The sequence below is a fragment of the Achromobacter sp. ACM05 genome, assembly GCF_019218915.1.
GTDB lineage: Bacteria > Pseudomonadota > Gammaproteobacteria > Burkholderiales > Burkholderiaceae_B > Achromobacter > Achromobacter animicus.
Genome location: NZ_JAHUWQ010000001.1, coordinates 905,870 through 927,616, shown reverse-complemented (window position 1 = coordinate 927,616; position 21,747 = coordinate 905,870). Strand labels below are relative to the sequence as shown.

The window sequence follows — 21,747 nt, the reverse complement described above, 5'->3', positions numbered from 1 at the left end:
GTAACGCAGGGTCAACACTGATCCCTGCCGCCTTTTCTACGCGATCGGGGCCGGCGGTTCGGCGCCCGCCTGGGCCGCCTTCATCTCCATCAGCAGGCTGTGCAGCATCTCGGTGGACAGGCCATGCAGCACCAGCCGGTAGCCTGCACGTAGCGTAGACATGGGCACCAGCGGATGGCTGTTGTTGACCAGGATCAGGTGCTGCGGCGCGCCCAGCAGCTTGGCCGCATAGATGCCCACGGTCTCATCGAGCTGCAGCGAATTGGCCGCGCGCCAGAAGTCGTTGTCGGTCAGCAGCAGTTGATACAGCGGCGTGAACAGCTCGATGGCGCTTTGCAGGTCCAGGAAGTTCAGCTTGCCTTGCGGCATGTCCTCCAGCCGGATCGGCGGGTCGCGCAGCATGGAAAAGTCCACGGTCTGCGGCGCGTGCATCTCCACGCCCGCATCCCGCAGCGCCTGGTTCAGCCGGATGACGAAGTTGAAGAGATTCAGGTCGTGCTTGACGAACAGATCGTCCTTCAGGTCGTCGATCGTCATCGGCTCGAGCGGCGTCGTAGTGATCGGCACCGGCGAGTTCGCCGCGATGAACGCCAACGCCTGCGCCCCCAGATGAAAATGCCGCAGGATCAGCCAGTTGGCCTCGGGCGACACGAACCGTTTCAAGCCCCACGCCAGAATGCGATGCAGCACCCGGGAATGCGACCAGCGTCGCGGCAGGAACGTTTTGACGATCTGGATCAGGATGATGAAGGCCCGCGCAAGCGGCCGCAGGAACGGCAACAGGTATTGGCGCGACGCGCAGCTGGAATCCGTCAGCCAGGCCTTCTTGACCTTGTCCGGCAGCGGCGTGCTGCGGTCCAGGTACAACGCGAGCCAGGGGCTGGGATCCGCCGGATCGTGCTCCCGGGCAAGGAATTCAGGCTCCTTGTTCATGCCGCGTCCGCCTCCATCACGTGATGAAACTGCATCAGGTAAAGCGCCGCCGTGCGGCGCGCGGTGTCGACGATGCGCTGCTCGGCGCGGCCATCCTCGTCGCAATCGAGCGCCAGTTCCACGGCCGACAGCCAGCGCGCCAGATGGTGTTCATCGTTGTGACCGTGGTATTCCAGGAAGCGGAAGGCGTCGGGCGGCAGCTTCAGACTGGCCTTGAGCAGCGGCAGCAGCGCCGGCACGATGCGCTGCCCCGTGCCTTCGATGATGTAAATGGCGCCCAAAAGGCCGATCGGATCGCGCGTGGCGGCCAGGCTGTGCAGGTAGGCATTGAGCGCCTCGCCGCCGGGATTGCGGCGCAGGGCGTCGATGCTGTCCACCGTGCCGCCCGCGGTGCGGTAGTCGTCGAACAAGATCTGGAAGTCGTTCTGCTCTTCGCCCGCGTGCATGTCGATCAGCGCGGCCAGCGGCGCGTATTGCTCGGTCAGCGACGCAGCGCCTTCGCGCATCCACTTGCTGCCTTCGCGCACCTGCGGAATCCAGTTCTCCATCCACGTCAGGTAATCCGTGGTCTGGAATTGGAGGTTGCGCAGGCGGCGGATCACCGGCGTGCGCCACACGCGCGAGCGGTAGTCGTGCCAGATCGCCGCGAGTTCGGTCAGAAGCTGGCCCAGGCCTTGCGGCGCCATGTCGGGATCGTGCGGCGGCGCGATAGCGTCGGCGTCGGCGGACGCCGCGTCTTCGCGCGCAGCGGCGCCCGGCGTGGCGACGCCCGGAACGCCTACGGCAACCGCAGGCTTGGCGTGCACCGCTTCGGCTTCCAGCAGCATGTAGGCCGCCATGAAGCGCCCGGACTCGGGGATGTAGCAGAAGATCTGCTCGCCCGGCTTGACCTCGCGGGTTTCCAGGAATTCGGCCAGCATGATCATGATGGAGGCGGCGCCCGTGTTGCCGCGCCATGCCAGGTTGCTGAACCAGCGCTCGCGCGGGATCACCAGGCCAGCCTTCTCCATCAGGTCTTCCACGACCGGAATGAATTTTTCCGATGAGTAATGGCACAGGAAGTGATCGACCTGGTCCGGATCCACCCAGCCGTCGCGCACCAGCTTGGCGTACTCGTGGATGCCGATGTCGAACAGATGCGGCAACAGGCGGATGTCCTGGCGCAGCGACAACGCGCCATCGGCCTCGGCCTCGTTCCAGGACGGGTAGTCCAGATGCCCCTTGCTCCGGTCGGCCGACAGCCCCAACTGCATGCACACCGGATAGTCGCCGGAGAACGAGCGCTGATGCACCCACTTCAAGCGCAAGCGCACGCCCTGCGACGCGCCGGGCAGCGGCCGCTGGCCATTGCCCAGCAGCACCGCACCGGCGCCGTCCGACAGCATCCAGCGCAGGAAATGCGCGTCGAAGTCGGCGTCGTAGCCGCGCGCGGCAAAGCGCGAGCGCTTGAACAGGCGCGACGGCAGTTCGCTGGCCACGGCCAGCGCGCTGGCATGCGCGCCCAACTCGACGCCTTGCGCGGCCGCCTGGATCGCCGACACGCCCGCCGCGCAGATGCCATGCACTGACAGCGTCTCCATCGGCGGCGCGGCCAGCTCGCCCTGGATCATGTTGGAAAAGCCCGGCATCAGCGCATCGCCGCCTGACGAGCCGCTGGCCAGCATCGATACGGCCGACAGGTCGGTGTCATGGCGCCGCAGGCAATCGCGAATCGCGTTGGCTGCAAGCTGCGCATTCGAGAACACGGTCGCGCCATCCCGATCGATCGCGTAGTAGCGTTGCTTGATGCCGTTCTCGGCCAGGATGCGGCTCTTGATCCGGCTGGACATGCGGTTCAGCGGCGCGATGTAGTCGTCCATGGCTTCGTTGGACACGGGCTCGCCCGGCATGAAATAGCCGGCGCTCTCCAGGTAGACACGATGAAACGCAATGGGCATGACGGATCTCTGGTTGGGAAATGGGGGTGTACGGCGCTAGCGGACGTGCTCGGGCGCCATGCAGGAACGGCTGCGAAAACGCGGCACGAAAGCGCCCAGCACGAAGGTGCGGAACATATAGGGCACGAGGCCGCGCTCGTTCAATTCAGCACGCACGCGGCTGCGGTAGTAGTCACGATGCAGGCCGGTCAGTTCGGACCAGTGCGCGCGCGGATGCTCGTGGTGCGCGGTGTGCAGGCCGATGTTGAACAGCAGCGGATTGACCAGCCCCTCGAAATTGCGCGCGTAGTTCAGGCCCGCAACGTGCCGCGGTCCGCCGTCCGCATGCGCGTGCTGCAGATAATTGGTGGCCAGCAGCCAATGCAGGCCGTGCAGCTGCGGCACGATCACGAACACCAGCGCCTTGACCGGGTTCACCGCGATCAGCCCGGCCCACAGGCCCAGCCACGCGCCGTATTGCGCCATGCAATAGCGAAAGGCGCCCGGCCAGTGTCTGCGCAGCCGGCCCAGCCACGCGAAAAACAGGGGATACAGCACCCAGGCCGCTTGCACGGGATGGATGACGTAGCCCCACAAATGGTTGGTGTCGCCGCCAAACCGGTACGTGCGCGCCACATCGCGCTCGCCATGCTTGTAGCGGTGATGATTGGCCACATGGGCCGGATAGAACACGAACGTCGGATGGCCCTGCAGCAGCGTGATCCAGAAGTCGGTGATGCGGTTGGCCCAGCGGCCGCGCCACATCCGGATGTGCGTGTGGTTGTGATGGATGACGCCGATGCCCAGGGTCAGAAACAGCATCAGCGCATAGGCCGGCCACCAAAACCCGTTGAACCACTGCCAGGCCGCCAGCAGGGGCAGCGCAGCCAGATAGGTCAGGCTCTGCCAATCCCGCCGGTTGCGCAGCGTGGGCAGCGCACGCCGCGGGCCGCTCTGGCCATTCGGGCCGATCCTTGCCGCCACTATGCGGAGCCTCGCAGGCCGGCGCCGGACTCGCGCTGCCGATAGGCTTCCAGCTGTCGCTCGGCGGCTTCCGCCCCCAGCCGCGTGCGGAACAGGCGATCCATGAAGGTGAACTGGAAGCCGTAGTTGCCGTTGTAGCAGGCGTGGTGCAGATGGTGCCGGCGGCTGGCGGCGAACCAGTGCGCGTACGAGACCTTGGGAAAGAAATCGTAGTTGGCGTGACCGATGCAATTGAAGAACAGGCTAAAGAGCGGCACCGACAACAACGACCAGAAGCTGAAATCGTGCACCACCATGGGCAGCAGGATCACGTTGCCCAACATCAGCGCCTCGATGGGATGAAAGCTGTACGTCGAGAACGGCGTCGTCACGACCGAGCGATGATGCGGCAGGTGAAAGCGGCGCAGAAGCCGCGTGTGCAGCAGCCGGTGGTTGATCCAGAAATGCACGTCGTTCCAGGCCACCAGCGCCAAAATTTCCAGCACGATCTGCTGCCAGCTCGCGTCCGGGTCCAGACGCGCCCACCCTAATTGCAGAAGGCCCCACGGAAAGATCATGCCGGTGCCGAACAACAGGATCGACAGCCCTGACTGTGCCAGCTCGCGGCGCAACTGGCCCGGCGCAAGCGGCCGTGGATCGAGCGGCCGGCCCAGCCCCAGGGCCGGCAGGATGTGCCGGGTCAGCAACCAGGTGGCCGCGCCAAAGACCAGGTAGATGCCGCCGAAGAAGAGCAGCCCCGCCAGCATGACCTGCCAGGCGGACAAGGCTTCAAAAGCTTGGCCCATGAAGGTTTTATGTCACCCCGAAGAATGGCCGCATCATAAGCAATCCGTCAGCTTCCCGGTAGGCGATTTATTACCAATTGAATCCGGACGCCACAAAGCGCTCATGCCGCGCGCAGGGTGACGCCTTGCGCCGGAAACTGGCGGTCCAGCGCGTCCACGGCGGCGCCCAAGCGCGCCGCGAGGGATTCACTGGCCGGCAGCATGGGCAGGCGCAGTTCGTTCGACAGCAGCCCCTGCCGCGCAAGCTCCGCCTTCAGCGGACCGGGATTGGGCTCGCCGAACACCAGCTGGATCACCGGCGCCAGCGCATGGAACAGCGATCGGGCTTCGTCCAGCCGCTGCGCCCGCACCGCGCGGTGCATCGTCACGAAGAGATCGGGGCGCACGTGCGCGGCCGCGGCGATCATGCCGGTGGCGCCCAGGCACATCGCGGACAGCGATTGCAGGTCTTCGCCGGCCAGGACGTTCATCTGCCCATCGCTGATCAGCGCCACCGTCTTGTCCAGCGAGCCGCCGCAATCCTTGATGGCGGAGATGTTGGGATGCGCGGCCAGCGCCAGCAGCGTGGGCGTCTCCAGCGCGGTGCCGGTCCGGTACGGAATGTCGTAGAGCACCAGCGGAAAGCGCGAGGCATCGGCCAGGCAGCGAAAGTACGCGGCGGCCCCTTCCTGGCCCGCCCGCACGTAGTACGGCGCGGGCGCCAGGATGCCGGCCAGGGGACGCGTGCCAAACGCCGTCAGCCGATGCAGCACGTGCCCCTGATGATTGCCCGCCAGCCCCATCACGATGGGCAGGTCGCCCGCCTCGGTCAGCACCGTATCCAGCACGGCAAGCTGTTCGGCATCGTCCAGCGCCGCGGCCTCGCCCGTGCTGCCGCACACGACCAGTCCGTCCACACCCGCGGCCACGTAGTGGCGCACCAGGCGGCGCAGCGCCCCGCCGTCGACATGGCCGCCGGAAAACGGCGTGACGAGCGGCACCCAGACGCCCTGGAACAGAGATTGTTGAGATTGCATGAGAACACTCCTTCGTATGGACCGTTGGGGGGACCGTACAGAAGTGCTCGGGAGGTCAGGGGGTGCGCGCGGAGGCGCCAAAGCGCCGCCAGGAGGCCGCTGTTCCGTCGCCCATCTGACGGAACAGCATGCTCCGGTCAGATGAGCGGCTGTTTTTTGGATTTCAGGCCGGCGGCAGCCAGCACCACGCCAAGGGCGCGGAGTCGGCTAGCAGTCTGGTGGGCCTGATGAATCATGGATGAGCGGGACGCGATATGCGGCGGATGCAGAAATCTACCGGGCGGGCGCGGCGGTGTCAACGCGGCGACGCGCAGGTCGCCCGGCGGCGCCGCGGGCCGGGTTCAGCCGAGCGTCGCCAGGAACACCGCGCACAGCGCTTCCATGCCCTTGCGGTCGTCTTCGTCGAACCGGTCCGGCACGGGGCTGTCGACATCCCACACGCCGATCAGTTCGCCCTTGTGCACCAGCGGCACCACGATTTCGGAACGCGAGGCCGCGTCGCAGGCGATGTGGCCGGGAAAGGCATGCACGTCCGGCACGAGCTGCGTCTGACGCTGGCTGGCGGCCGCGCCGCACACGCCGCGATTGAGCGGAATGCGCACGCACGCGGGCTTGCCCTGGAACGGGCCCAGGACCAGTTCCGCGCCGTCGAAGAAATAAAAGCCCACCCAATTCAGGTCGGGCAGTGCCTGGAACGCCAGCGCGCTCAGGTTGGCGGCGTTGGCGATGCGGTCGGGTTCGCCTTCCAGCAGCGCGCGCGCCTGCATGGTCAGTTCGGCATACAGGGCGGCCTTGGAATCGGCGACGATGGGAGCGGCTTCGAACATGAAAATGTAACTGTACTGGCGGTTATCGATGCAGGTGATTTTAGGGGTTCCACCCGATAAAAGGGCCGGGCTGTTACCGTGTGGGACAATACTTTGTTGTCAAACGCATCAACCGACCCACCCTTCTTGATCAAGAAGCACTCCATGGACAAGCCCCTCGAACCTGCGTTTTCCTTTTCGGAACGCGCCCTGCAACTCACCAGCTCCGCCATCCGCGAGATTCTCAAGGTAACCGAGCGCCCCGAAGTCATTTCGTTCGCAGGCGGCCTGCCCGCGCCCGGCGGCTTCCCGGTAGAAGTGGTGCGTGCGGCATTCGACAAGGTCCTGTCCACCAACGGCCGCGCGGCCCTGCAATACGGTCCCACCGAGGGCTATGCACCGCTGCGCAAGTGGGTCGCCGATGACCTGACGGCGTCCGGCGCCGACATCGCCCCCGACCAGGTCCTGATCGTGTCCGGCTCGCAGCAGGCGCTGGATCTGCTGGGCAAGGTGCTGATCGACAAGGACAGCAAGGTGCTGGTCGAAGACCCCAGCTACCTGGGCGCACTGCAATCGTTCAGCCTGTACCAGCCGAACTTCGTGCCCGTGCCCACCGACGAAGGCGGCCTGATCCCCGAAGCCATCACGCCCGAACTGGCTGACGGCGCCCGCTTCCTGTACGCCCTGCCCAACTTCCAGAACCCGACCGGCCGCACGCTCAACCTGGAGCGCCGCATCGCGCTGGTCAAGCGCGCCGCCGAACTGGGCCTGACCATCGTCGAGGACGATCCCTACGGCGAACTGCGCTACGCCGGCGAGCCGCAGCCCGGCCTGATCGCGCTTGCCAAGGAATACGGCGCGAACGTCGTGCGTCTGGGCACGTTCTCGAAGGTGCTGGCCCCGGGCCTGCGCCTGGGCTACATCGCTGGCGGCCGCGCGCTCATCAACAAGCTGGTGCAGGCCAAGCAGGCAACCGACCTGCACACGCCCACGCTGACCCAGATGGCCGTGTACGAGATCGTCAAGGACGGCTTCCTGGCCGAGCACCTGCCGAACGTGCGCGAGATCTACCGCGCCCAGGGCAGCTGCATGCTGGACGCCATCCAGAAGGAATTCCCGTCCACCGTCACCTGGACCAAGCCGGAAGGCGGCATGTTCATCTGGCTGACGCTGCCCGAGCACATCGACAGCACCAAGCTGCTCGAAAAGGCCATCGCGCAGAACGTGGCCTTCGTGCCCGGCGCGCCGTTCTACAGCGGCGAAGGCAAGCGCAACACGCTGCGCCTCAGTTTCGCCACCGTGCCGGAAGACAAGATCCGCACCGGCATCGCCATCCTGGGCAAGCTGCTGAAGGCGGAATGACAACGTCCGCCGTCGTCCCTTGAAGGGGCGGCGCGGATGCCTTGATGACCGATCGGCCGGGCGCGATGCCCGGCCGTTGTTTTATGCTGTCGGCTTTCCCGACCACTTGTGACCGTGACAGTGAGCGCTTCGCAACAATCCCCCGCCGATCTCAGTGACATCGTCTTCACCGACTGGGTCGAACGCTGGCTGCCGAAGTCGTGGCGGCCCTACGCGCGGCTGTGCCGCCTGGATCGCCCTATCGGCACCTGGCTGACCCTGCTGCCGGCCATTGCCGCGCTGGTCCAGGCCGCGGGCGGCCTGCCCGACCTGCAACGCCTTATCGTCTTCTCGCTGGGCGCCCTGCTGATGCGCGGCATCGGCTGCACCGTCAACGACATGTGCGACCGCGATTTCGACAAGCACGTCGAGCGCACGCGCTTCCGTCCGCTGACCAGCGGCCAGCTGTCGATGAAGAACGCCGTGTGGTTTCTCCTGGGCCAGTTGCTGGTCTGCGGGTCGCTGCTGTTCTTCCTGAACGACATGAGCCGCTGGCTGGCGGTGGCCGTGCTGCCCTTCGTCTTCATCTATCCGCTGTGCAAGCGCGTCACCTACTGGCCGCAGGTCGTGCTGGGCATCTGCTTCAACTGGGGCATGCTGATGGCCTGGTCGGATACGCAGAACCACGTGCCGCTCGCCGCCATCGCCATGTGGCTGGGCGCGGTGCTGTGGCAGGTGGGCTACGACAGCATCTATGCCTACGTCGACGTGCGCGACGACCGCAGCGTGGGCCTGCACTCGACCGCCATGCGTTTCGGCGATCAGGGCAAGCTCTGGATCGGCGGGTTCTATCTGGGCACCGTGTTGCTGTGGGCCTGGGGCGGTTATGCCATCGGCCTGTCGTGGGCCTATCAGGTCGGCATGGTCGCTGTGGCCGCGCATCTGGCCTGGCAGTTGAAGGTGTTCGACATCCAGCATCCCCACCGCAATTTCATGCTGTTCCGCGCCAACCTGTGGCTGGGCGCATTGCTGGTTGCCGCAGCATTGGCGGGCACGTTGATCCGCTGATGCGGCGCGGTTGAAGCGGCGCGGAAGCGCGACATGGCGACGTCTGCGCGTCCCGCGCTTTCGAGCCGCACTTTCGGGCGGTATTTTCGAGCGGTACTTTCGGGCGGCACTTTCGAGCGGTATTTTCGGGCGGTACTTTCAGGCCGTGCATTTGCGGGATTGACGGCCTCAGGCGATGATGGGCCTTCCGCCCCACGTCACGGAGTCACCGCATGCCTGCAATGATCAAATCCCTGACCACCGCCGCCGCCGTGTGCGCCCTCTTCGCCACGCTGCCCGCACAAGCCGCCACCGATTGCGCCCCGCTGCGCGGTTGCGCGGCCAAGTTCTGCCACATCGAAAACGACATTGCCGCCGCGCAGGCGCAGAACAACTCGCGCCGCGAGGCGGGCCTGCGCAAGGCGTTGTCCGAAGCCAAGGCAAGCTGCACCGACAGCCGCCTGCAATCGCAGCGCGAGGCCGACGTGCGCGAGAAGCAATCCAAAGTGGCCGAACGCCAGCAAGAGCTGACAGAGGCGAAAGCCAAGGGCAAGCAGGACAAGATCGACAAGGCCCAACGCAAGCTTGAAGAAGCACAGGCCGAATACAACGACGCGTTGGCCGACCTGAACCGCTGACCTGACGTGCCTGCGAGCCAGGGCGTCGCGCGCGCTGGCCGCCGCTTATCTCCCACTCTCCTGCGGCCGCTCCCTCGCCGCGCCCCCTCCGATGTCTGCCTCTGCCTGCCCCGAGCCGGCCGCGCGCCCATTCTTGCAGTTGCCCTCCCCTTCGCCGGCGGGCCGACCTCCGAGGCCCGGAAATCTGACGCGTCACACAATGGAAATATCGCCACCCATGGCGCCAACATGGACAATCCAAACCGATTAGCCATGATTTTGGAAAGATGTTTTCAGGTAATAAGGGTTTATCCCAGGGTTGTTTAGGCACAGAATGCCTCTCATCGGGACACAGCAAGCGAGCCCCAGGCAGTCAGGCCTGGGGCTCGAATCCCAAGCTCACAAGACTCGGAGGTCTGCCATGAAAACCCTTGCTACCGCACTGATGCTGTCCATGTCCGTTCTGGCTGCCGGCGCTCAAGCCGCCGAAGCCGACCAAGCCCCCACCCGCGCTCAGGTTCAAGCCGAGCTGCAACAAGCCAAGGTTTCGGGCCAATACACGTTCGGCGAAGAAGGCTACCCCGCCCCCATCGCTCAACACTCCAGCCTGACCTCGCAGCAAGTTCAAGCTGATCTGGCCCAGGCCAAGAACGCCGGCCAAGTGACCTTCGGCAACATGGATTACCCGCCCGTCGCCGCCTCGGCCTCCGCCACGTCGCTGAGCCGCGCCCAAGTCGAATCGCAACTGGCACAAGCCAAGACCGAAGGCCTGGTGACCTTCGGCAACCTGGACTATCCCCCCCACCTGGGCAGCTGATCCACGGGCCACGCCGGCCGTGAATCGCTACCAGGCAGCCCTCTGGCCACAAGCCAGAGGGCTTTTTCTTTGACGCTTCGACCACTTCAACGGTCATATCGACGCGACTTGCAGCCGATTCGACGGTTTAGCCGCTACAAATCGACAGCACTCCCGCATAGGATGGGGCCACTTCCCTTCCCTCTCATTTTGCAGGAGCCGCACCATGTCCACGCACACCAAGCCCATCGTTCTGCTGGGCGCCGGAAAAATCGGTTTTGCGATCGCGCTGATGCTGGAACGCAGCGGCGATTATTCCGTCCTCGTCGCGGACCAGGACGCCAGCCGGCTGGCCGTGCTTGCCGAACTGGGCTGCGAGACGCGCCAGGTTAGCGACGATGCCGGCGTGGCGCGCTGCATCGAAGGCGCCTACGCGGTGGTCAATGCGTTGCCCTTTCATCGCGCGATTGCGGTGGCGGGCTTGTGCGCCAAGGCCGGCGTACATTATTTCGACCTGACCGAAGACGTGGCCAGCACGCACGCGATCCAGGCGCTGGGAAAAGACACCGGCAGCGTGCTGATGCCGCAATGCGGCCTGGCGCCCGGCTTCATCGGCATCGTCGGCAACGCGCTGGCGCGCCGCTTCGACACCTTGCTCGATCTGCGCATGCGCGTCGGCGCCCTGCCGCGCTATCCGTCCAACAGCCTACGCTACAACCTGACGTGGAGCACCGAAGGGCTGATCAACGAATACTGCAATCCGTGCGAGGCAATCGTAGACGGCCAGCTGACCAGCGTGCCCGCACTGGAAGGCTACGAAACCTTTGCGCTGGACGGCGTGGAGTACGAAGCCTTCAACACCTCCGGCGGCCTGGGCACCTTGCCCGCGACGCTGCTGGGCCGCGCACGCAACGTCGATTACAAGTCAGTGCGCTATCCCGGCCATTGCAACATCATGAAGCTGCTGCTCAATGACCTGCGCCTTCGCGACCGCCGCGACCTGCTCAAGGACATCTTCGAGTCGGCTATCCCCACTACCGAACAGGACGTGATCGTGATCCAGGCATCGGCGTCCGGCTACCGCCACGGCCGTTTGGAAGAAGAGTCGTATCCGATCCGTGTCTTCGGCGCGGAAGTCGACGGCCACCGCCTGAGCGCAATCCAGTTGTCCACGGCCGCAGGCATTTGCGCGGCCCTAGATCTGGTGGCGCACGGCGTTCTGCCGCAGCAGGGCTTCGTGGGGCAAGAGGCGATTGGCCTTGAGGCATTGCTCAACAACCGATTCGGCCGCATTTACGCGGGCAAACCGCTGGCGCTGGCCGGGTGCGCGGTGGCCGATCGCTGAGTCCGTCACCGCCTAAGTCATCTCAGCCGGCATCGTCGCCGCCAGCGCGCAGCGCTACGTCCAGCCTTCCAGACGCAGCGTCGCGCGCACCAGGCGCTGCTCTTCCTGCTCGATATCCGACAGGCTCTGGCGCACGCTGTCCACATGATCGGCCGCGGCCTTGCGCGCCTGCTCTGGCTGGCGCCCGATCACCGCGTTGAACAGCCGCGTGTGCTGGCGGTCGATCTGGCGCTTCTCGGGCTCGCGGTGGTACAGGTTGTTCACGCACGCGAACACCGATCCCAGCAGCAGATCCGTCAGCGATTGCAGCGTATGCACCAGCACAGGGTTGTGCGAGGCCTCGCAGATCGCCAGATGAAAGGCGTGGTCCAGATGCGCGTGGGTGGCGGTATCGGTGGCGGCGCCCTGGGCGGACACCATCTCGTCATACCGGCGCCGGATCATGATGAAATCGGCCTCGGTCCCGCGGATGGCCGCCAGCCGCGCCGATTCGGCCTCAAGCAGCGATCGCACTTCCAGCAGGTCATACAGCGTGCGCGGCTGCGAATTGAACAGGTGCATCAGCGGCCCGGCATCCACCTTCGAGATGCGCGCGACGAACGAACCCTTGCCTTGCGCCGTATGGATGATCTCGCGCGCGCGAAGCAGTTTCAGCCCCTCGCGCAGCGCCGTGCGCGACACGCCCAACTTTTCGGTCAGGCGCCGTTCGGACGGCAGGGCCTGGCCCGCCTTGAGCACGCCGTCCAGAATCAGGCGTTCGATCCGTTCGGCGACTTCATCGGCCACCTGACGGGGCTTTTCTTCAGTTTCCGCGTGCATGCATTCTCCGCGACCAGTGGTATGACCATGCGCGGTCGGCGCTCTCGCGGATCGGCCTTGCCTTGGTAAGTGGCTGATATCAAACCATAAAAATTTATGTTCCGCCCGGGGTGCGCCGCAAAAACTGGTATGACCAGTGGGTTTCCGTATGGACATCGGCGCGGTCGCGGACGATGATGTCAGCACCCTCACCCGGCGCGCCGCGCCGGTCAGCCTGACTCAACGCCAGAGAACCGCATGACTCAACGCATCCAGCACCACGGCCTGCAAGTGGCGGCCAATCTCAGCCAATTCATTGAACAGGAAGCGCTGCCCGGTTCCGGCCTGGAGGCCGACGACTTCTGGCAAGGCTTCGCGGCCCTGGTGCACGATCTGGCGCCGAAGAACCGGGCCTTGCTCGCCGAACGCGATCGCCTGCAGGCAGAACTCGATGCCTGGCATCGCGCCCATCCCGGTCCCATCACGGATCCCGCCGCCTACCGCAAGTTCCTCGAAGGCATCGGCTACCTGCTGCCGCAGCCTGCCACCGTGCGCGCCACCACCGACAACGTGGACACCGAGATCTCGCAGCAGGCCGGCCCGCAGCTCGTCGTGCCGATGTCCAATCCGCGTTATGCGCTGAACGCCGCCAACGCGCGCTGGGGCAGCCTGTACGACGCCCTGTACGGCACCGACGCCATCCCTGCCACGCCCGGCGACACGGGCCGCGGCTACAACCCGGAACGTGGCGCCGCCGTCATCGCCCGCGCGCGCAGCTTCCTGGACACCGCGGCGCCGCTCGCACAGGGCTCGCATGGGGATGCCAAGGGCTACGCGGTCGAAGGCGGCCAGCTTCGCGTGGCGCTTGCCACCGGCGCGACCGGCCTGAAGACGGGCACGCAATTCGTCGGCTACCAAGGCGACGCGTCCGCTCCCACGGCGATCCTGCTCAAGAACAACGGCCTGCATTTCGAAATCCAGATTGACCGCGCCAGCACCATCGGCGCCACCGATGCGGCGGGTGTGAAAGACGTGGTGGTCGAGGCCGCGCTCACCACGATCATGGACTGCGAAGACTCGGTCGCGGCCGTCGACGGCGACGACAAGGTGCAGATCTACCGCAACTGGCTGGGCCTGATGAAGGGCGACCTGACCGAGGACGTCACCAAGGGCGGCAAGACCTTCACACGCAAGCTCAACGCTGACCGCAACTACACGCGGCCGGACGGCTCGGCGCTGACGCTGCATGGCCGCTCGCTCATGTTCGTGCGCAACGTGGGTCACCTGATGACCAACCCGGCTGTGCTCGATCGCGACGGCCAGGAAATCCCCGAAGGCATTCTCGATGCCGTCGTCACCAGCCTGGCCGCGGTGCAGGACCGCAAGCACAAGCTCAATTCGCGCACGGGCTCCGTCTACATCGTGAAGCCCAAGATGCACGGCCCCGCCGAAGCCGCATTCGCCAGCGAACTCTTCGACCGCGTCGAAGACCTGATCCGCGTGCCGCGCAACACGCTGAAGATGGGCATCATGGACGAAGAGCGCCGCACCAGCGTCAACCTCAAGGCCTGCATCGAAGCTGCTGCCTCGCGCGTCGCCTTCATCAACACCGGCTTTCTGGACCGCACCGGCGACGAGATGCACTCCGGCATGGAAGCCGGTCCCATGCTGCGCAAGGGCGACATGAAGTCCAGCGCGTGGATCACCGCTTACGAACGCAACAACGTGCTGGTGGGCCTGGACGCCGGCCTGCGCGGCCGCGCCCAGATCGGCAAGGGCATGTGGGCCATGCCCGACCTGATGGCCGCCATGCTCGAACAAAAGATTGCGCATCCCAAGGCCGGCGCCAATACCGCCTGGGTGCCTTCGCCCACCGCTGCCACGCTGCATGCGCTGCATTACCACCAGGTCGACGTGCAGGCGGTCCAGCAGGAACTCGAACGCACGAAGCTGGACAGCGTGCGCGACGACCTGCTCAATGGCCTGCTCACGGTGCCGGTCGGCGATCCCGCCAAGTGGTCCGCCGCCGACATCCAGCAGGAACTGGACAACAATGTGCAGGGCATTCTTGGCTACGTGGTGCGGTGGATCGACCAGGGCGTGGGCTGCTCGAAGGTGCCCGATATCCACAACGTGGGGCTGATGGAAGACCGCGCCACGCTGCGCATTTCCAGCCAGCACATCGCCAACTGGCTGCGTCACGGCATCACGAACCGCGATCAGGTCACCGAGACCTTCAAGCGCATGGCCAAGGTCGTCGACGGCCAGAACGCGGGCGACCCGCTCTACCAGCCGATGGCTGGCAACTTCGACACGTCGCTGGCATTCAAGGCCGCGTGCGCCCTGGTGTTCGAAGGCCTGACCCAGCCCAACGGCTACACCGAGCCGCTGCTGCACAAGTACCGCCTGGAGTACAAGGCGGCGTGCGCCTGATTCAGCGCCCCGCTTGACCAAAGCCGGACGGCAATGCCGTCCGGTTTTTTTTTCGGGTCTGAATTTGCATCTGGGCGGGGGGTGTCTTGCTGCCTCATCCCTCCCCGATTAAAAACCCCTTGGTTTTCGCACGATCGTGCTAAATTTCCGCCATGACAGCAAAAACCGAGAAAAGCGAACTCACCTTCGCGGCCATCGTGAACGCGGCGCTCGACATGGCCGCCGCGCAAGGCATGGAAAGCCTCTCGCTGGGCCAGGTCGCCAAGCGGCTCGGCATCAGCAAGAGCGGCGTCTTCTCGCGCGTCGGCTCGCTCGAAGCCCTGCAGCAGGCGGTGCTGGACGAATACGACCGGCGCTTTGTCGAAGCGGTCTTCACGCCTGCCATGGCCTACCCGCGCGGTCTGCCGCGCCTGAACGCGCTGGTGTCGCTGTGGATCGACCGCGCCAGCAATGTCGAAACGCTGACCGGCTGCATCTACGTGGCCGGCGCGTTTGAATACGACGACGTCGACTCGCCGCTGCGGTCGGTGCTGGAACACAACCTGAAGCGCTGGCGGGCCGCGATGGTGCGCACGGTGAACCAGGCGCTCGAAGCCGGCCACTTGCGCCCCGACACGGACCCGCAACAGCTTGTGTTCGAGGTCTACAGCCTGATGATCGGCCTGATGCACGACGCCCGGTTCCTGCGCGACCCGAAGGCGCACGAGCGCGTGAAGGCCGGCTACGAGCGTCTTATCTCCACGTATCGCAGCTTCAAGTACATCGAGTAATCCCCGAAGCCGGCGTTGTGCCGGCTTTACTTTCGCTTAATTTCGCACGACCGTGCGAATATTGACAGGAGCAGGCCATGTGGATTCTTATTCCGTTAGGCGCGTTAGGCGTATCGTCCATTCTTTGGCGCCAATGGCGCTTGCTGCTGCGCCAGTTGCCCGACCGCGCCGAACACCTCGTGCTGTTCTAAGACCCCGCCTCCCCACCATGCCGCGCACCATTCACCTGCTGATCGTCGACCCGCAAAACGATTTCTGCGACTTGCCCGAGTCGTACCGGCCCCTCGACCCGCTGACTGGCCTGGCGGTTGCGCCCGCGCTGCCCATCGCAGGCGCCCACGCAGACATGCAGCGGCTGGCGCGGTTCATCGACGCCACGGCCCCCGTGCTCTCCTCGATCACGGTCACGCTGGATTCACATCATCGTCTGGACATTGCGCACCCCACATTCTGGCGCGCGGGCAATGGCGACCCGGTGGCGCCCTTCACGCCGATCACGGCGGCGCAATTGCGCGCCGGCGAATTCGTGCCACGCCATGACGACGACCTGCCGCGCACGCTCAACTACCTGGATGAACTCGAAGCGCGGGGCCGCTACACGCTGATGGCGTGGCCGGTGCATTGCGAGATCGGCACGTGGGGTCATAACGTGCATCCCGACGTGCGCGCCGCGTATGGTCGTTGGGAAGAAGAGCGCCAGTTCATCGTGCGCAAGGTGCCCAAGGGCGCCAATCCCTGGACCGAACACTACAGCGCGCTGATGGCCGAGGTGCCCGACGCCGACGATCCGCGCAGCCAACTCAACCGCGGCTTGCTGGACTCGCTGGACCGCGCCGATCTGATCCTGATCGCGGGCGAGGCCGGCAGCCACTGCGTCAAGGCCACCGTCGAACACCTGGCGGAGCACCTGCCCGGCGGCAACCTGTCGCGCATCGTGCTGCTGACGGACTGCATGAGTCCCGTCGCGGGCTTTGCGAACGCACAGTCGGGCTTTCTGCAACGCATGCGGGATCTCGGCGTGCAGGAACGCACCAGCACCGACATGGCGCGCGCGCTGGCGTAAGACGGCGACGCGCAGTCGGCGCGCCCAAACACAACGGCCGCCTGCGTCAGCAAGGCGGCCGTGAAACGGTGAACAGCGAAGTCAGCGCGTGGCGTTCAGGCGCCGTGGCCCGTCTTGCCTTCGCATTCAACGTAAAGCGCGCTGATCGCTTCGCACAACGCGGGCGGCTGCTGGAACAGGCGCGACACCAGCAGACAGCCCTGGATCGTCGCGAACACCGCACGCCCCGCTGCTTCGGGCGTGCCGGAAAACTTCAGCGTGCCTTGCGCCGCGCCCTCGGCCAGCACGCGGGCCAGCCACGCTTCGTGCGCGCGGAAGAATCCCTGCAGCGCGCCGCGGACCCGTTCCGACAAACTCATCACGTCGGCGGCCAACATGCCGCCCAGACAGAGCTCACCGGAACCGCAGGCGGCGGATTCCATCATCGACAGATATTTTTCAAGCTGCGCCTGCGCCGGCTGCGCGGTGTCGATCCCGCGCACCGCGCCAAGTGCGCGCGTGCTGTAGGCCTCGACCGCTTCATACAGCAGGTCGTCCTTGCCTGGAAAGTAGTAATGGATGCTGGACGTCTTGACGCCCACATGCTCAGCCAGGTCGCGGTAGCTGAAGCCGTTGCATCCGCGCATGCGGATCAGCTTCTCGGCGTGCGCCAGAAGCAGTTCGCGAGTGGTATTGGAAGTCGGGGTATCCATGGCGGCATATTACCTACTAATAGATCGGTTCGTCATTGGGAGGGTCCCTTATCGGCAGTTACCGAGCGGGCCATTCCATGTCACCGACCGTGCCAGCGGACTCCGGCCGGGACAAGAATCCCGCCCCCGGGGTCCGCTTTGATTGCCATCTGCTTCAGCCTTGCACGGGCGGGTAGTCGAGTTCACCGCCGTCGGTCAGGCCTTGGGCGCGGGCGGCTGCCAGTTCCTGCTTGACCTGAGCGCGCGTCTTGTCGCCAGCGTGGGCAAAGGCGGTGGCGGCGTAGCCTTCTTCACCGGACACCAGTTCGCCATTGGCGCGGGCGGCGGCGAGTTCTTGCTGCACCTGAGCGCGGGTCACCGTGCTTTGGGTGTTCAGTTCGGGCGGATAGTCCAGTTCGCCGGCTTGGGCAGCGCCGATGAAGGAAGCGGAAAGGATCAGGGCGGAAATGAGGGTCTTCATGAGAAATCTCCAGAATGGTTGAGTTGCTGCAGTTGCTGCGTGGTTGTCGGTTAAAGCTATCTATCTATAGATAGAGGTTTGGTCGAAAAAATCAGCCTTGAACGGGCGGGTAGTCCAGTTCGCCACCGTCGGTCAGACCTTGAGCGCGGGCAGCAGCCAGTTCTTGCTTGACCTGAGCGCGGGTCTTGTCGCTGGTGAAAGCGATCGGGGCAGCGGCGTAGCCTTCTTCACCGAATGCCAGTTCACCGTTGACGCGAGCGGCGGCCAGTTCTTGCTGCACTTGAGCGCGGGTCACCGTGCTTTGGGTGTTCAGCTCGGGCGGATAGTCCAGCTCGCCAGCTTGGGCAGCGCCGATAAAGGAAGCGGAAAGGATCAGGGCGGAAACGAGGGTCTTCATGAGAAATCTCCAGTCAGGTTGGTTTGAAATGCAGTGTTGCGTTGTTGGGTTGAAGCTATCTATCTATAGATAGAGGTTTGGTCGAATAAATCAGCCTTGAACGGGCGGGTAGTCCAGTTCGCCACCGTCGGTCAGACCTTGAGCGCGGGCAGCAGCCAGTTCTTGCTTGACCTGAGCGCGGGTCTTGTCGCTGGTGAAAGCGATCGGGGCAGCGGCGTAGCCTTCTTCACCGAATGCCAGTTCACCGTTGGTGCGGGCGGCGGCCAGTTCTTGCTGCACTTGAGCGCGGGTCACCGTGCTTTGGGTGTTCAGTTCAGGCGGATAGTCCAGTTCGCCAGCTTGGGCAGCGCCGATGAAGGAAGCGGAAAGGATCAGGGCGGATACGAGGGTCTTCATGGTCAATCTCCAGTTTTAGATGCAGTATGCGTTTCAGTTAGCTATCTACTTGTAGGTAGATGTCGAGAGAAATAAAAAAGCGGTCCTACTGTATTTCTGATTTCGGCGCCGGGCGGTTTGTTGTTTGCGCTGCGTCGATGGGATGAATCTTACCTACTACTAGATAGACGACGCAAGCGGGTAAAGTGAAACAATTTATGTCGCGACGCAGGCCAACCACATCGGATGCGGCGTGACGGCCTGAATCAGTGCAGTGCGGCGGTTACCGCTGGCGCGGCCAACGGGACCGCCGTCGCCGGCAATCAGGCCGACAGCGCCTGCATCACGGCGTACAGATCGGACTTGCCCTCAAAGCCGATGCCCGGCAGATCCGGCATCGTGACGTAGCCGGCCTCCACCTTCACCCCGTCCGGAAAGCCGCCAAAGGGCTGGAACAGATCCGGGTAGCTCTCATTACCGCCCAGACCCAGACCCGCCGCGATGTTCAGCGACATCTGATGCCCGCCATGCGGCACGCAGCGGCTCGCGGACCAGCCGTGCTGACGCAGCATCGCGAGCGTGCGCAGGTACTCCACCAGCCCATAGCTGAGCGCGCAATCGAACTGCAGATAATCGCGGTCGGCGCGCATGCCGCCATAGCGGATCAGGTTGCGCGCATCCTGCATCGAGAACAGGTTTTCGCCCGTGGCCATGGGCTTGTCGTAGTAATTACGCAGCGTCGCCTGCAGCTCGAAGTCGAGCGGATCGCCCGGCTCCTCGTACCAGAACAGGTCGTACTGCGACAGCGCCTTGGCGTAGGCAATCGCCGTGTCCAAGTCGAACCGCCCGTTCGCATCCACAGCCAGCTTCTGGCCGTCCTGCAGCACGCTCAGCACCGAGTCGATCCGGCGAAGGTCCTCGTCCAGCGACGCGCCGCCGATCTTCTTTTTCACGACCGTGTAGCCGCGATCGAGATAGCTGCGCATTTCGTCCTTGAGCGCGGCGTGGTCCTGCCCTGGGTGGTAGTAGCCGCCGGCCGCGTACACAAACACCCGCCGGTCCGGCTGGCCATTGCCGTAACGTTCGGCCAGCAACTGGAAAAGCGGCTTGCCTTCGATTTTTGCGACCGCATCCCACACGGCCATGTCGATGGTGCCGATCGCCACCGACCGCTCACCGTGACCGCCGGGCTTCTCGTTCTTGAACATCGCGTCCCAGACCTTGTGCGGATCCAGGTTGCGCCCCGTGGCGTCCACCAGCGTGTCCGGGTCTGCTTCCAGCACGCGCGGGATGAATCGCTCGCGCATGAGCTTGCCCTGTCCATAGCGGCCATTCGAATTGAAGCCGTACCCGACCACCGGCTTACCGTCGCGGATCACGTCGGTGATCACGGCGACCAGGCTCAGCGTCATCTTGCTGAAGTCGATGTAGGCGTTGCGGATGGGCGAGCTGATGGGCAGGGTCTGCTCGCGGATGTCGACGATTCTCATGGCTTGTCTCCGGTTGGGTCGCATCGGGAATCGATAGATTAGTGGCGCATCCCTGCCCTAGAATTCACCCAAGTTCATTTGATTATTTACTTTCAGTGAAAGCCGACCTCGCCTCCGAGCTACAGTTCTTCGTGCTGATCGCCCGGCTGGGCAGCCTGTCCGCGGCGGCGCGGCAACTGGATCTGACGCCACCGGCGGCCACCAAGCGCCTGGCCCTGATGGAAAAGCGCCTGGGCGTGCGGCTGGTCAACCGCACCACGCGCAGCATCAGCCTGACCAACGAAGGCGAGACTTACCTTGCCTATGCGACCCGTATCCTGGCAGACCTGCGCGAGATGGAAGACGTGGTGTCCAGCAGCAGCGCCCAGCCGCGCGGCCTGATCCGCGTCAACGCCACGCTGGGATTCGGCCGCACGACCATCGCGCCGCTGGTCTCCGACTTTGCGAAGCGCTACCCGCAGGTGCAGGTTGAGCTGGAGGTCACGGACCGGCCCGTCGACCTAGTGGAAGGCGCATTCGATCTGGCCATCCGCTTCGGCGAACTGCCCGACAAACGCCTCGCCGCCCGCCGCATCATGACCAACCGCCGCTTTCTGTGCGCGTCGCCTCGCTACCTGAAGGCGCACGGCACGCCGGCAACCCTGGCCGACCTGGCGCATCACCAGTGCATTCTGCACCGGCAAAACGACGAGGCGCACGGCGTCTGGCGGTTTACACACAAAGGCCGCGTCGAAGTGGTGAAGGTGGAAGGCGGGCTATCCAGCAATGACGGCGACATCGTGCTGGGCTGGGCCCTGGACGGCCACGGCATCCTCATCCGGTCGGAATGGGATCTGGCCAAATATCTGGAAAGCGGCAGGCTGCGGGTGGTGCTGCCCGACTTCACGCTGCCGTCGGCGGATCTGTTCGTCTATTACCCGCAGCGCCGCAACCAGACGGCTCGCACGCGGGCGTTTATCGATTTTCTGGTTGAGACATTTCAGCCAGGTCCTGCAAAGGAAATCGCTGGCGCGGACCGTCCTAGCCCTTGAGGCGCGGCTGCGTCGCTCCGTGTTCCCTAAAAGCAAAACCCCGGCCTTCCATTGAAAGCCGGGGTCTTGAACATACGTAACGCGAGGCGACGCTTAGAACGGAATATCGTCGTCCATATCCGCCAGGTTGGCGCCGCTGCTGGCCGGGGCCGCTGCGGGAGCCGGGCGCTGCTGCGGCGCCGGGCGTTGGGCCGGAGCAGCGCGCTGCTGGCGCGGCGCGTCGTCGTAGCCGCCGCCACCGTAGTTGCCGCCACCACCGCCGCCGCCGTCTTCGCGGCCGCCCAGCATTTGCATCTGGTCAGCGACGACTTCGGTGCTGTAGCGGTCGGCGCCGGTGTCCTTGTCTTGCCACTTGCGCGTCTTGAGGCGGCCTTCGATGTAGACCGAGCGGCCCTTCTTCAGATATTCGCCGGCGATTTCAGCCAGGCGGTTGTACATGACGACGCGGTGCCATTCCGTTTCTTCGCGCTTTTCGCCGCTGGCCTTGTCCTTCCAGGACGAGGTCGTGGCGATCGACATGTTGCAGATTGCCGCCCCGTCGGGGCTGTAGCGGACTTCCGGGTCGCGACCCAGATTGCCCACGAGTATGACTTTGTTAACCGATGCCATGCCGATGTCCCTCTGTTGTTGACAGCCTGCGACTTGCGTTGCC

General features: G+C 64.8%; 22 protein-coding genes. 9 read left to right on the top strand and 13 right to left on the bottom strand.

Going from position 1 to position 21,747, the window contains the following annotated elements; all coding sequences use genetic code 11:
• Positions 1–36: 36 nt before the first annotated feature.
• From KW836_RS04225 to KW836_RS04200, 6 genes are all read right to left on the bottom strand, one after another.
• On the bottom strand, positions 37–933 hold the full coding sequence (locus KW836_RS04225) for a hypothetical protein (RefSeq protein WP_175124744.1): 897 nt from the start codon (positions 931–933) through the stop codon (positions 37–39).
• Positions 930–2,870 carry an iron-containing redox enzyme family protein gene (locus tag KW836_RS04220; protein ID WP_218342518.1) on the bottom strand — a complete coding sequence of 647 codons (1,941 nt, stop codon included), beginning with the start codon at positions 2,868–2,870 and terminating at the stop codon, positions 930–932. The genes KW836_RS04225 and KW836_RS04220 overlap by 4 nt, the downstream gene beginning before the upstream one ends.
• Positions 2,871–2,906: 36 nt before the next feature.
• Positions 2,907–3,833, bottom strand: coding sequence for a fatty acid desaturase (locus tag KW836_RS04215; protein WP_246282819.1), 927 nt, complete (start codon positions 3,831–3,833; stop codon positions 2,907–2,909).
• On the bottom strand, positions 3,833–4,618 hold the full coding sequence (locus tag KW836_RS04210) for a sterol desaturase family protein (RefSeq protein WP_175136899.1): 786 nt from the start codon (positions 4,616–4,618) through the stop codon (positions 3,833–3,835). Before KW836_RS04210 ends, KW836_RS04215 begins: the two co-directional genes overlap by 1 nt.
• A gap of 101 nt (positions 4,619–4,719) precedes the next feature.
• The gene (gene dapA, locus KW836_RS04205; RefSeq protein ID WP_218342517.1) at positions 4,720–5,634 is read right to left on the bottom strand and encodes a 4-hydroxy-tetrahydrodipicolinate synthase; all 915 of its coding nucleotides are present in this window, start codon (positions 5,632–5,634) and stop codon (positions 4,720–4,722) included.
• A gap of 341 nt (positions 5,635–5,975) precedes the next feature.
• On the bottom strand, positions 5,976–6,461 hold the full coding sequence (locus tag KW836_RS04200) for a GAF domain-containing protein (RefSeq protein ID WP_218342516.1): 486 nt from the start codon (positions 6,459–6,461) through the stop codon (positions 5,976–5,978).
• Positions 6,462–6,605: 144 nt separating this feature from the next.
• Here KW836_RS04200 and KW836_RS04195 point away from each other — a divergent pair, with 144 nt between their 5' ends.
• From KW836_RS04195 to KW836_RS04175, 5 genes are all read left to right on the top strand, one after another.
• Positions 6,606–7,802, top strand: coding sequence for a PLP-dependent aminotransferase family protein (locus KW836_RS04195; protein ID WP_175124749.1), 1,197 nt, complete (start codon positions 6,606–6,608; stop codon positions 7,800–7,802).
• A 120-nt stretch (positions 7,803–7,922) separates the two neighbouring features.
• Positions 7,923–8,849, top strand: a complete 927-nt coding sequence (ubiA, locus tag KW836_RS04190; RefSeq protein WP_175136903.1) for a 4-hydroxybenzoate octaprenyltransferase — start codon at positions 7,923–7,925, stop codon at positions 8,847–8,849.
• A gap of 212 nt (positions 8,850–9,061) precedes the next feature.
• Positions 9,062–9,466: a DUF1090 domain-containing protein gene (locus tag KW836_RS04185; protein WP_175124751.1), complete on the top strand. Its 405-nt coding sequence runs from the start codon at positions 9,062–9,064 to the stop codon at positions 9,464–9,466.
• 400 nt (positions 9,467–9,866) lie between these two features.
• Positions 9,867–10,262, top strand: coding sequence for a DUF4148 domain-containing protein (locus KW836_RS04180; RefSeq protein ID WP_175124752.1), 396 nt, complete (start codon positions 9,867–9,869; stop codon positions 10,260–10,262).
• A gap of 205 nt (positions 10,263–10,467) precedes the next feature.
• Positions 10,468–11,586, top strand: coding sequence for a saccharopine dehydrogenase family protein (locus KW836_RS04175; RefSeq protein WP_218342515.1), 1,119 nt, complete (start codon positions 10,468–10,470; stop codon positions 11,584–11,586).
• Positions 11,587–11,640: 54 nt separating this feature from the next.
• Here the strand turns inward: KW836_RS04175 and glcC are convergent, their stop codons facing one another.
• The gene (gene glcC / locus KW836_RS04170) at positions 11,641–12,405 is read right to left on the bottom strand and encodes a transcriptional regulator GlcC (RefSeq protein ID WP_175136906.1); all 765 of its coding nucleotides are present in this window, start codon (positions 12,403–12,405) and stop codon (positions 11,641–11,643) included.
• A gap of 237 nt (positions 12,406–12,642) precedes the next feature.
• On the opposite strand from glcC, the gene KW836_RS04165 reads away from it, so the two are divergent.
• The 3 genes from KW836_RS04165 (at position 12,643) to KW836_RS04155 (ending at position 16,650) form a co-directional block, all read left to right on the top strand.
• Positions 12,643–14,817 (top strand): malate synthase G, encoded by a 2,175-nt coding sequence (locus tag KW836_RS04165; protein ID WP_218342514.1) that lies wholly within the window; start codon positions 12,643–12,645, stop codon positions 14,815–14,817.
• A gap of 152 nt (positions 14,818–14,969) precedes the next feature.
• Complete coding sequence (locus KW836_RS04160) at positions 14,970–15,587, top strand: TetR/AcrR family transcriptional regulator (protein WP_218342513.1); 618 nt, start codon at positions 14,970–14,972, stop codon at positions 15,585–15,587.
• 208 nt (positions 15,588–15,795) lie between these two features.
• Positions 15,796–16,650 carry a cysteine hydrolase gene (locus tag KW836_RS04155; RefSeq protein ID WP_218342512.1) on the top strand — a complete coding sequence of 285 codons (855 nt, stop codon included), beginning with the start codon at positions 15,796–15,798 and terminating at the stop codon, positions 16,648–16,650.
• Positions 16,651–16,745: 95 nt separating this feature from the next.
• On the opposite strand, the gene KW836_RS04150 is transcribed toward KW836_RS04155, so the two are convergent.
• The 5 genes from KW836_RS04150 to KW836_RS04130 all read right to left on the bottom strand — a co-directional run bounded on the left by KW836_RS04150 (position 16,746) and on the right by KW836_RS04130 (position 20,064).
• The gene (locus KW836_RS04150) at positions 16,746–17,342 is read right to left on the bottom strand and encodes a TetR/AcrR family transcriptional regulator (RefSeq protein WP_175124757.1); all 597 of its coding nucleotides are present in this window, start codon (positions 17,340–17,342) and stop codon (positions 16,746–16,748) included.
• A gap of 154 nt (positions 17,343–17,496) precedes the next feature.
• Positions 17,497–17,802: a DUF4148 domain-containing protein gene (locus KW836_RS04145; RefSeq protein ID WP_175124758.1), complete on the bottom strand. Its 306-nt coding sequence runs from the start codon at positions 17,800–17,802 to the stop codon at positions 17,497–17,499.
• A 91-nt stretch (positions 17,803–17,893) separates the two neighbouring features.
• The gene (locus KW836_RS04140; RefSeq protein WP_175136911.1) at positions 17,894–18,199 is read right to left on the bottom strand and encodes a DUF4148 domain-containing protein; all 306 of its coding nucleotides are present in this window, start codon (positions 18,197–18,199) and stop codon (positions 17,894–17,896) included.
• Positions 18,200–18,289: 90 nt separating this feature from the next.
• Entirely contained in the window at positions 18,290–18,595 is a 306-nt protein-coding gene (locus KW836_RS04135; protein WP_218342511.1) for a DUF4148 domain-containing protein, read from the bottom strand.
• Positions 18,596–18,897: 302 nt separating this feature from the next.
• Positions 18,898–20,064, bottom strand: coding sequence for a mandelate racemase/muconate lactonizing enzyme family protein (locus KW836_RS04130; RefSeq protein WP_218342510.1), 1,167 nt, complete (start codon positions 20,062–20,064; stop codon positions 18,898–18,900).
• A 95-nt stretch (positions 20,065–20,159) separates the two neighbouring features.
• On the opposite strand from KW836_RS04130, the gene KW836_RS04125 reads away from it, so the two are divergent.
• Positions 20,160–21,095 (top strand): LysR substrate-binding domain-containing protein, encoded by a 936-nt coding sequence (locus tag KW836_RS04125; RefSeq protein ID WP_218342509.1) that lies wholly within the window; start codon positions 20,160–20,162, stop codon positions 21,093–21,095.
• Between the two features lie 93 nt (positions 21,096–21,188).
• Here the strand turns inward: KW836_RS04125 and ssb are convergent, their stop codons facing one another.
• Positions 21,189–21,704, bottom strand: a complete 516-nt coding sequence (ssb, locus tag KW836_RS04120; RefSeq protein WP_175124763.1) for a single-stranded DNA-binding protein — start codon at positions 21,702–21,704, stop codon at positions 21,189–21,191.
• Between the last annotated feature and the right edge of the window lie 43 nt (positions 21,705–21,747).

Bases quoted from the DNA above. Each gene is read 5' to 3' on its own strand.
- KW836_RS04225 (WP_175124744.1), bottom strand. From the start codon at position 933: ATGAACAAGGAGCCTGAATTCCTTGCCCGGGAGCACGATCCGGCGGAT.
- KW836_RS04220 (WP_218342518.1), bottom strand. From the start codon at position 2,870: ATGCCCATTGCGTTTCATCGTGTCTACCTGGAGAGCGCCGGCTATTTC.
- KW836_RS04210 (WP_175136899.1), bottom strand. From the start codon at position 4,618: ATGGGCCAAGCTTTTGAAGCCTTGTCCGCCTGGCAGGTCATGCTGGCG.
- dapA (WP_218342517.1), bottom strand. From the start codon at position 5,634: ATGCAATCTCAACAATCTCTGTTCCAGGGCGTCTGGGTGCCGCTCGTC.
- KW836_RS04200 (WP_218342516.1), bottom strand. From the start codon at position 6,461: ATGTTCGAAGCCGCTCCCATCGTCGCCGATTCCAAGGCCGCCCTGTAT.
- KW836_RS04195 (WP_175124749.1), top strand. From the start codon at position 6,606: ATGGACAAGCCCCTCGAACCTGCGTTTTCCTTTTCGGAACGCGCCCTG.
- KW836_RS04185 (WP_175124751.1), top strand. From the start codon at position 9,062: ATGCCTGCAATGATCAAATCCCTGACCACCGCCGCCGCCGTGTGCGCC.
- KW836_RS04180 (WP_175124752.1), top strand. From the start codon at position 9,867: ATGAAAACCCTTGCTACCGCACTGATGCTGTCCATGTCCGTTCTGGCT.
- KW836_RS04175 (WP_218342515.1), top strand. From the start codon at position 10,468: ATGTCCACGCACACCAAGCCCATCGTTCTGCTGGGCGCCGGAAAAATC.
- glcC (WP_175136906.1), bottom strand. From the start codon at position 12,405: ATGCACGCGGAAACTGAAGAAAAGCCCCGTCAGGTGGCCGATGAAGTC.
- KW836_RS04165 (WP_218342514.1), top strand. From the start codon at position 12,643: ATGACTCAACGCATCCAGCACCACGGCCTGCAAGTGGCGGCCAATCTC.
- KW836_RS04160 (WP_218342513.1), top strand. From the start codon at position 14,970: ATGACAGCAAAAACCGAGAAAAGCGAACTCACCTTCGCGGCCATCGTG.
- KW836_RS04155 (WP_218342512.1), top strand. From the start codon at position 15,796: ATGCCGCGCACCATTCACCTGCTGATCGTCGACCCGCAAAACGATTTC.
- KW836_RS04150 (WP_175124757.1), bottom strand. From the start codon at position 17,342: ATGGATACCCCGACTTCCAATACCACTCGCGAACTGCTTCTGGCGCAC.
- KW836_RS04145 (WP_175124758.1), bottom strand. From the start codon at position 17,802: ATGAAGACCCTCATTTCCGCCCTGATCCTTTCCGCTTCCTTCATCGGC.
- KW836_RS04140 (WP_175136911.1), bottom strand. From the start codon at position 18,199: ATGAAGACCCTCGTTTCCGCCCTGATCCTTTCCGCTTCCTTTATCGGC.
- KW836_RS04135 (WP_218342511.1), bottom strand. From the start codon at position 18,595: ATGAAGACCCTCGTATCCGCCCTGATCCTTTCCGCTTCCTTCATCGGC.
- KW836_RS04130 (WP_218342510.1), bottom strand. From the start codon at position 20,064: ATGAGAATCGTCGACATCCGCGAGCAGACCCTGCCCATCAGCTCGCCC.
- ssb (WP_175124763.1), bottom strand. From the start codon at position 21,704: ATGGCATCGGTTAACAAAGTCATACTCGTGGGCAATCTGGGTCGCGAC.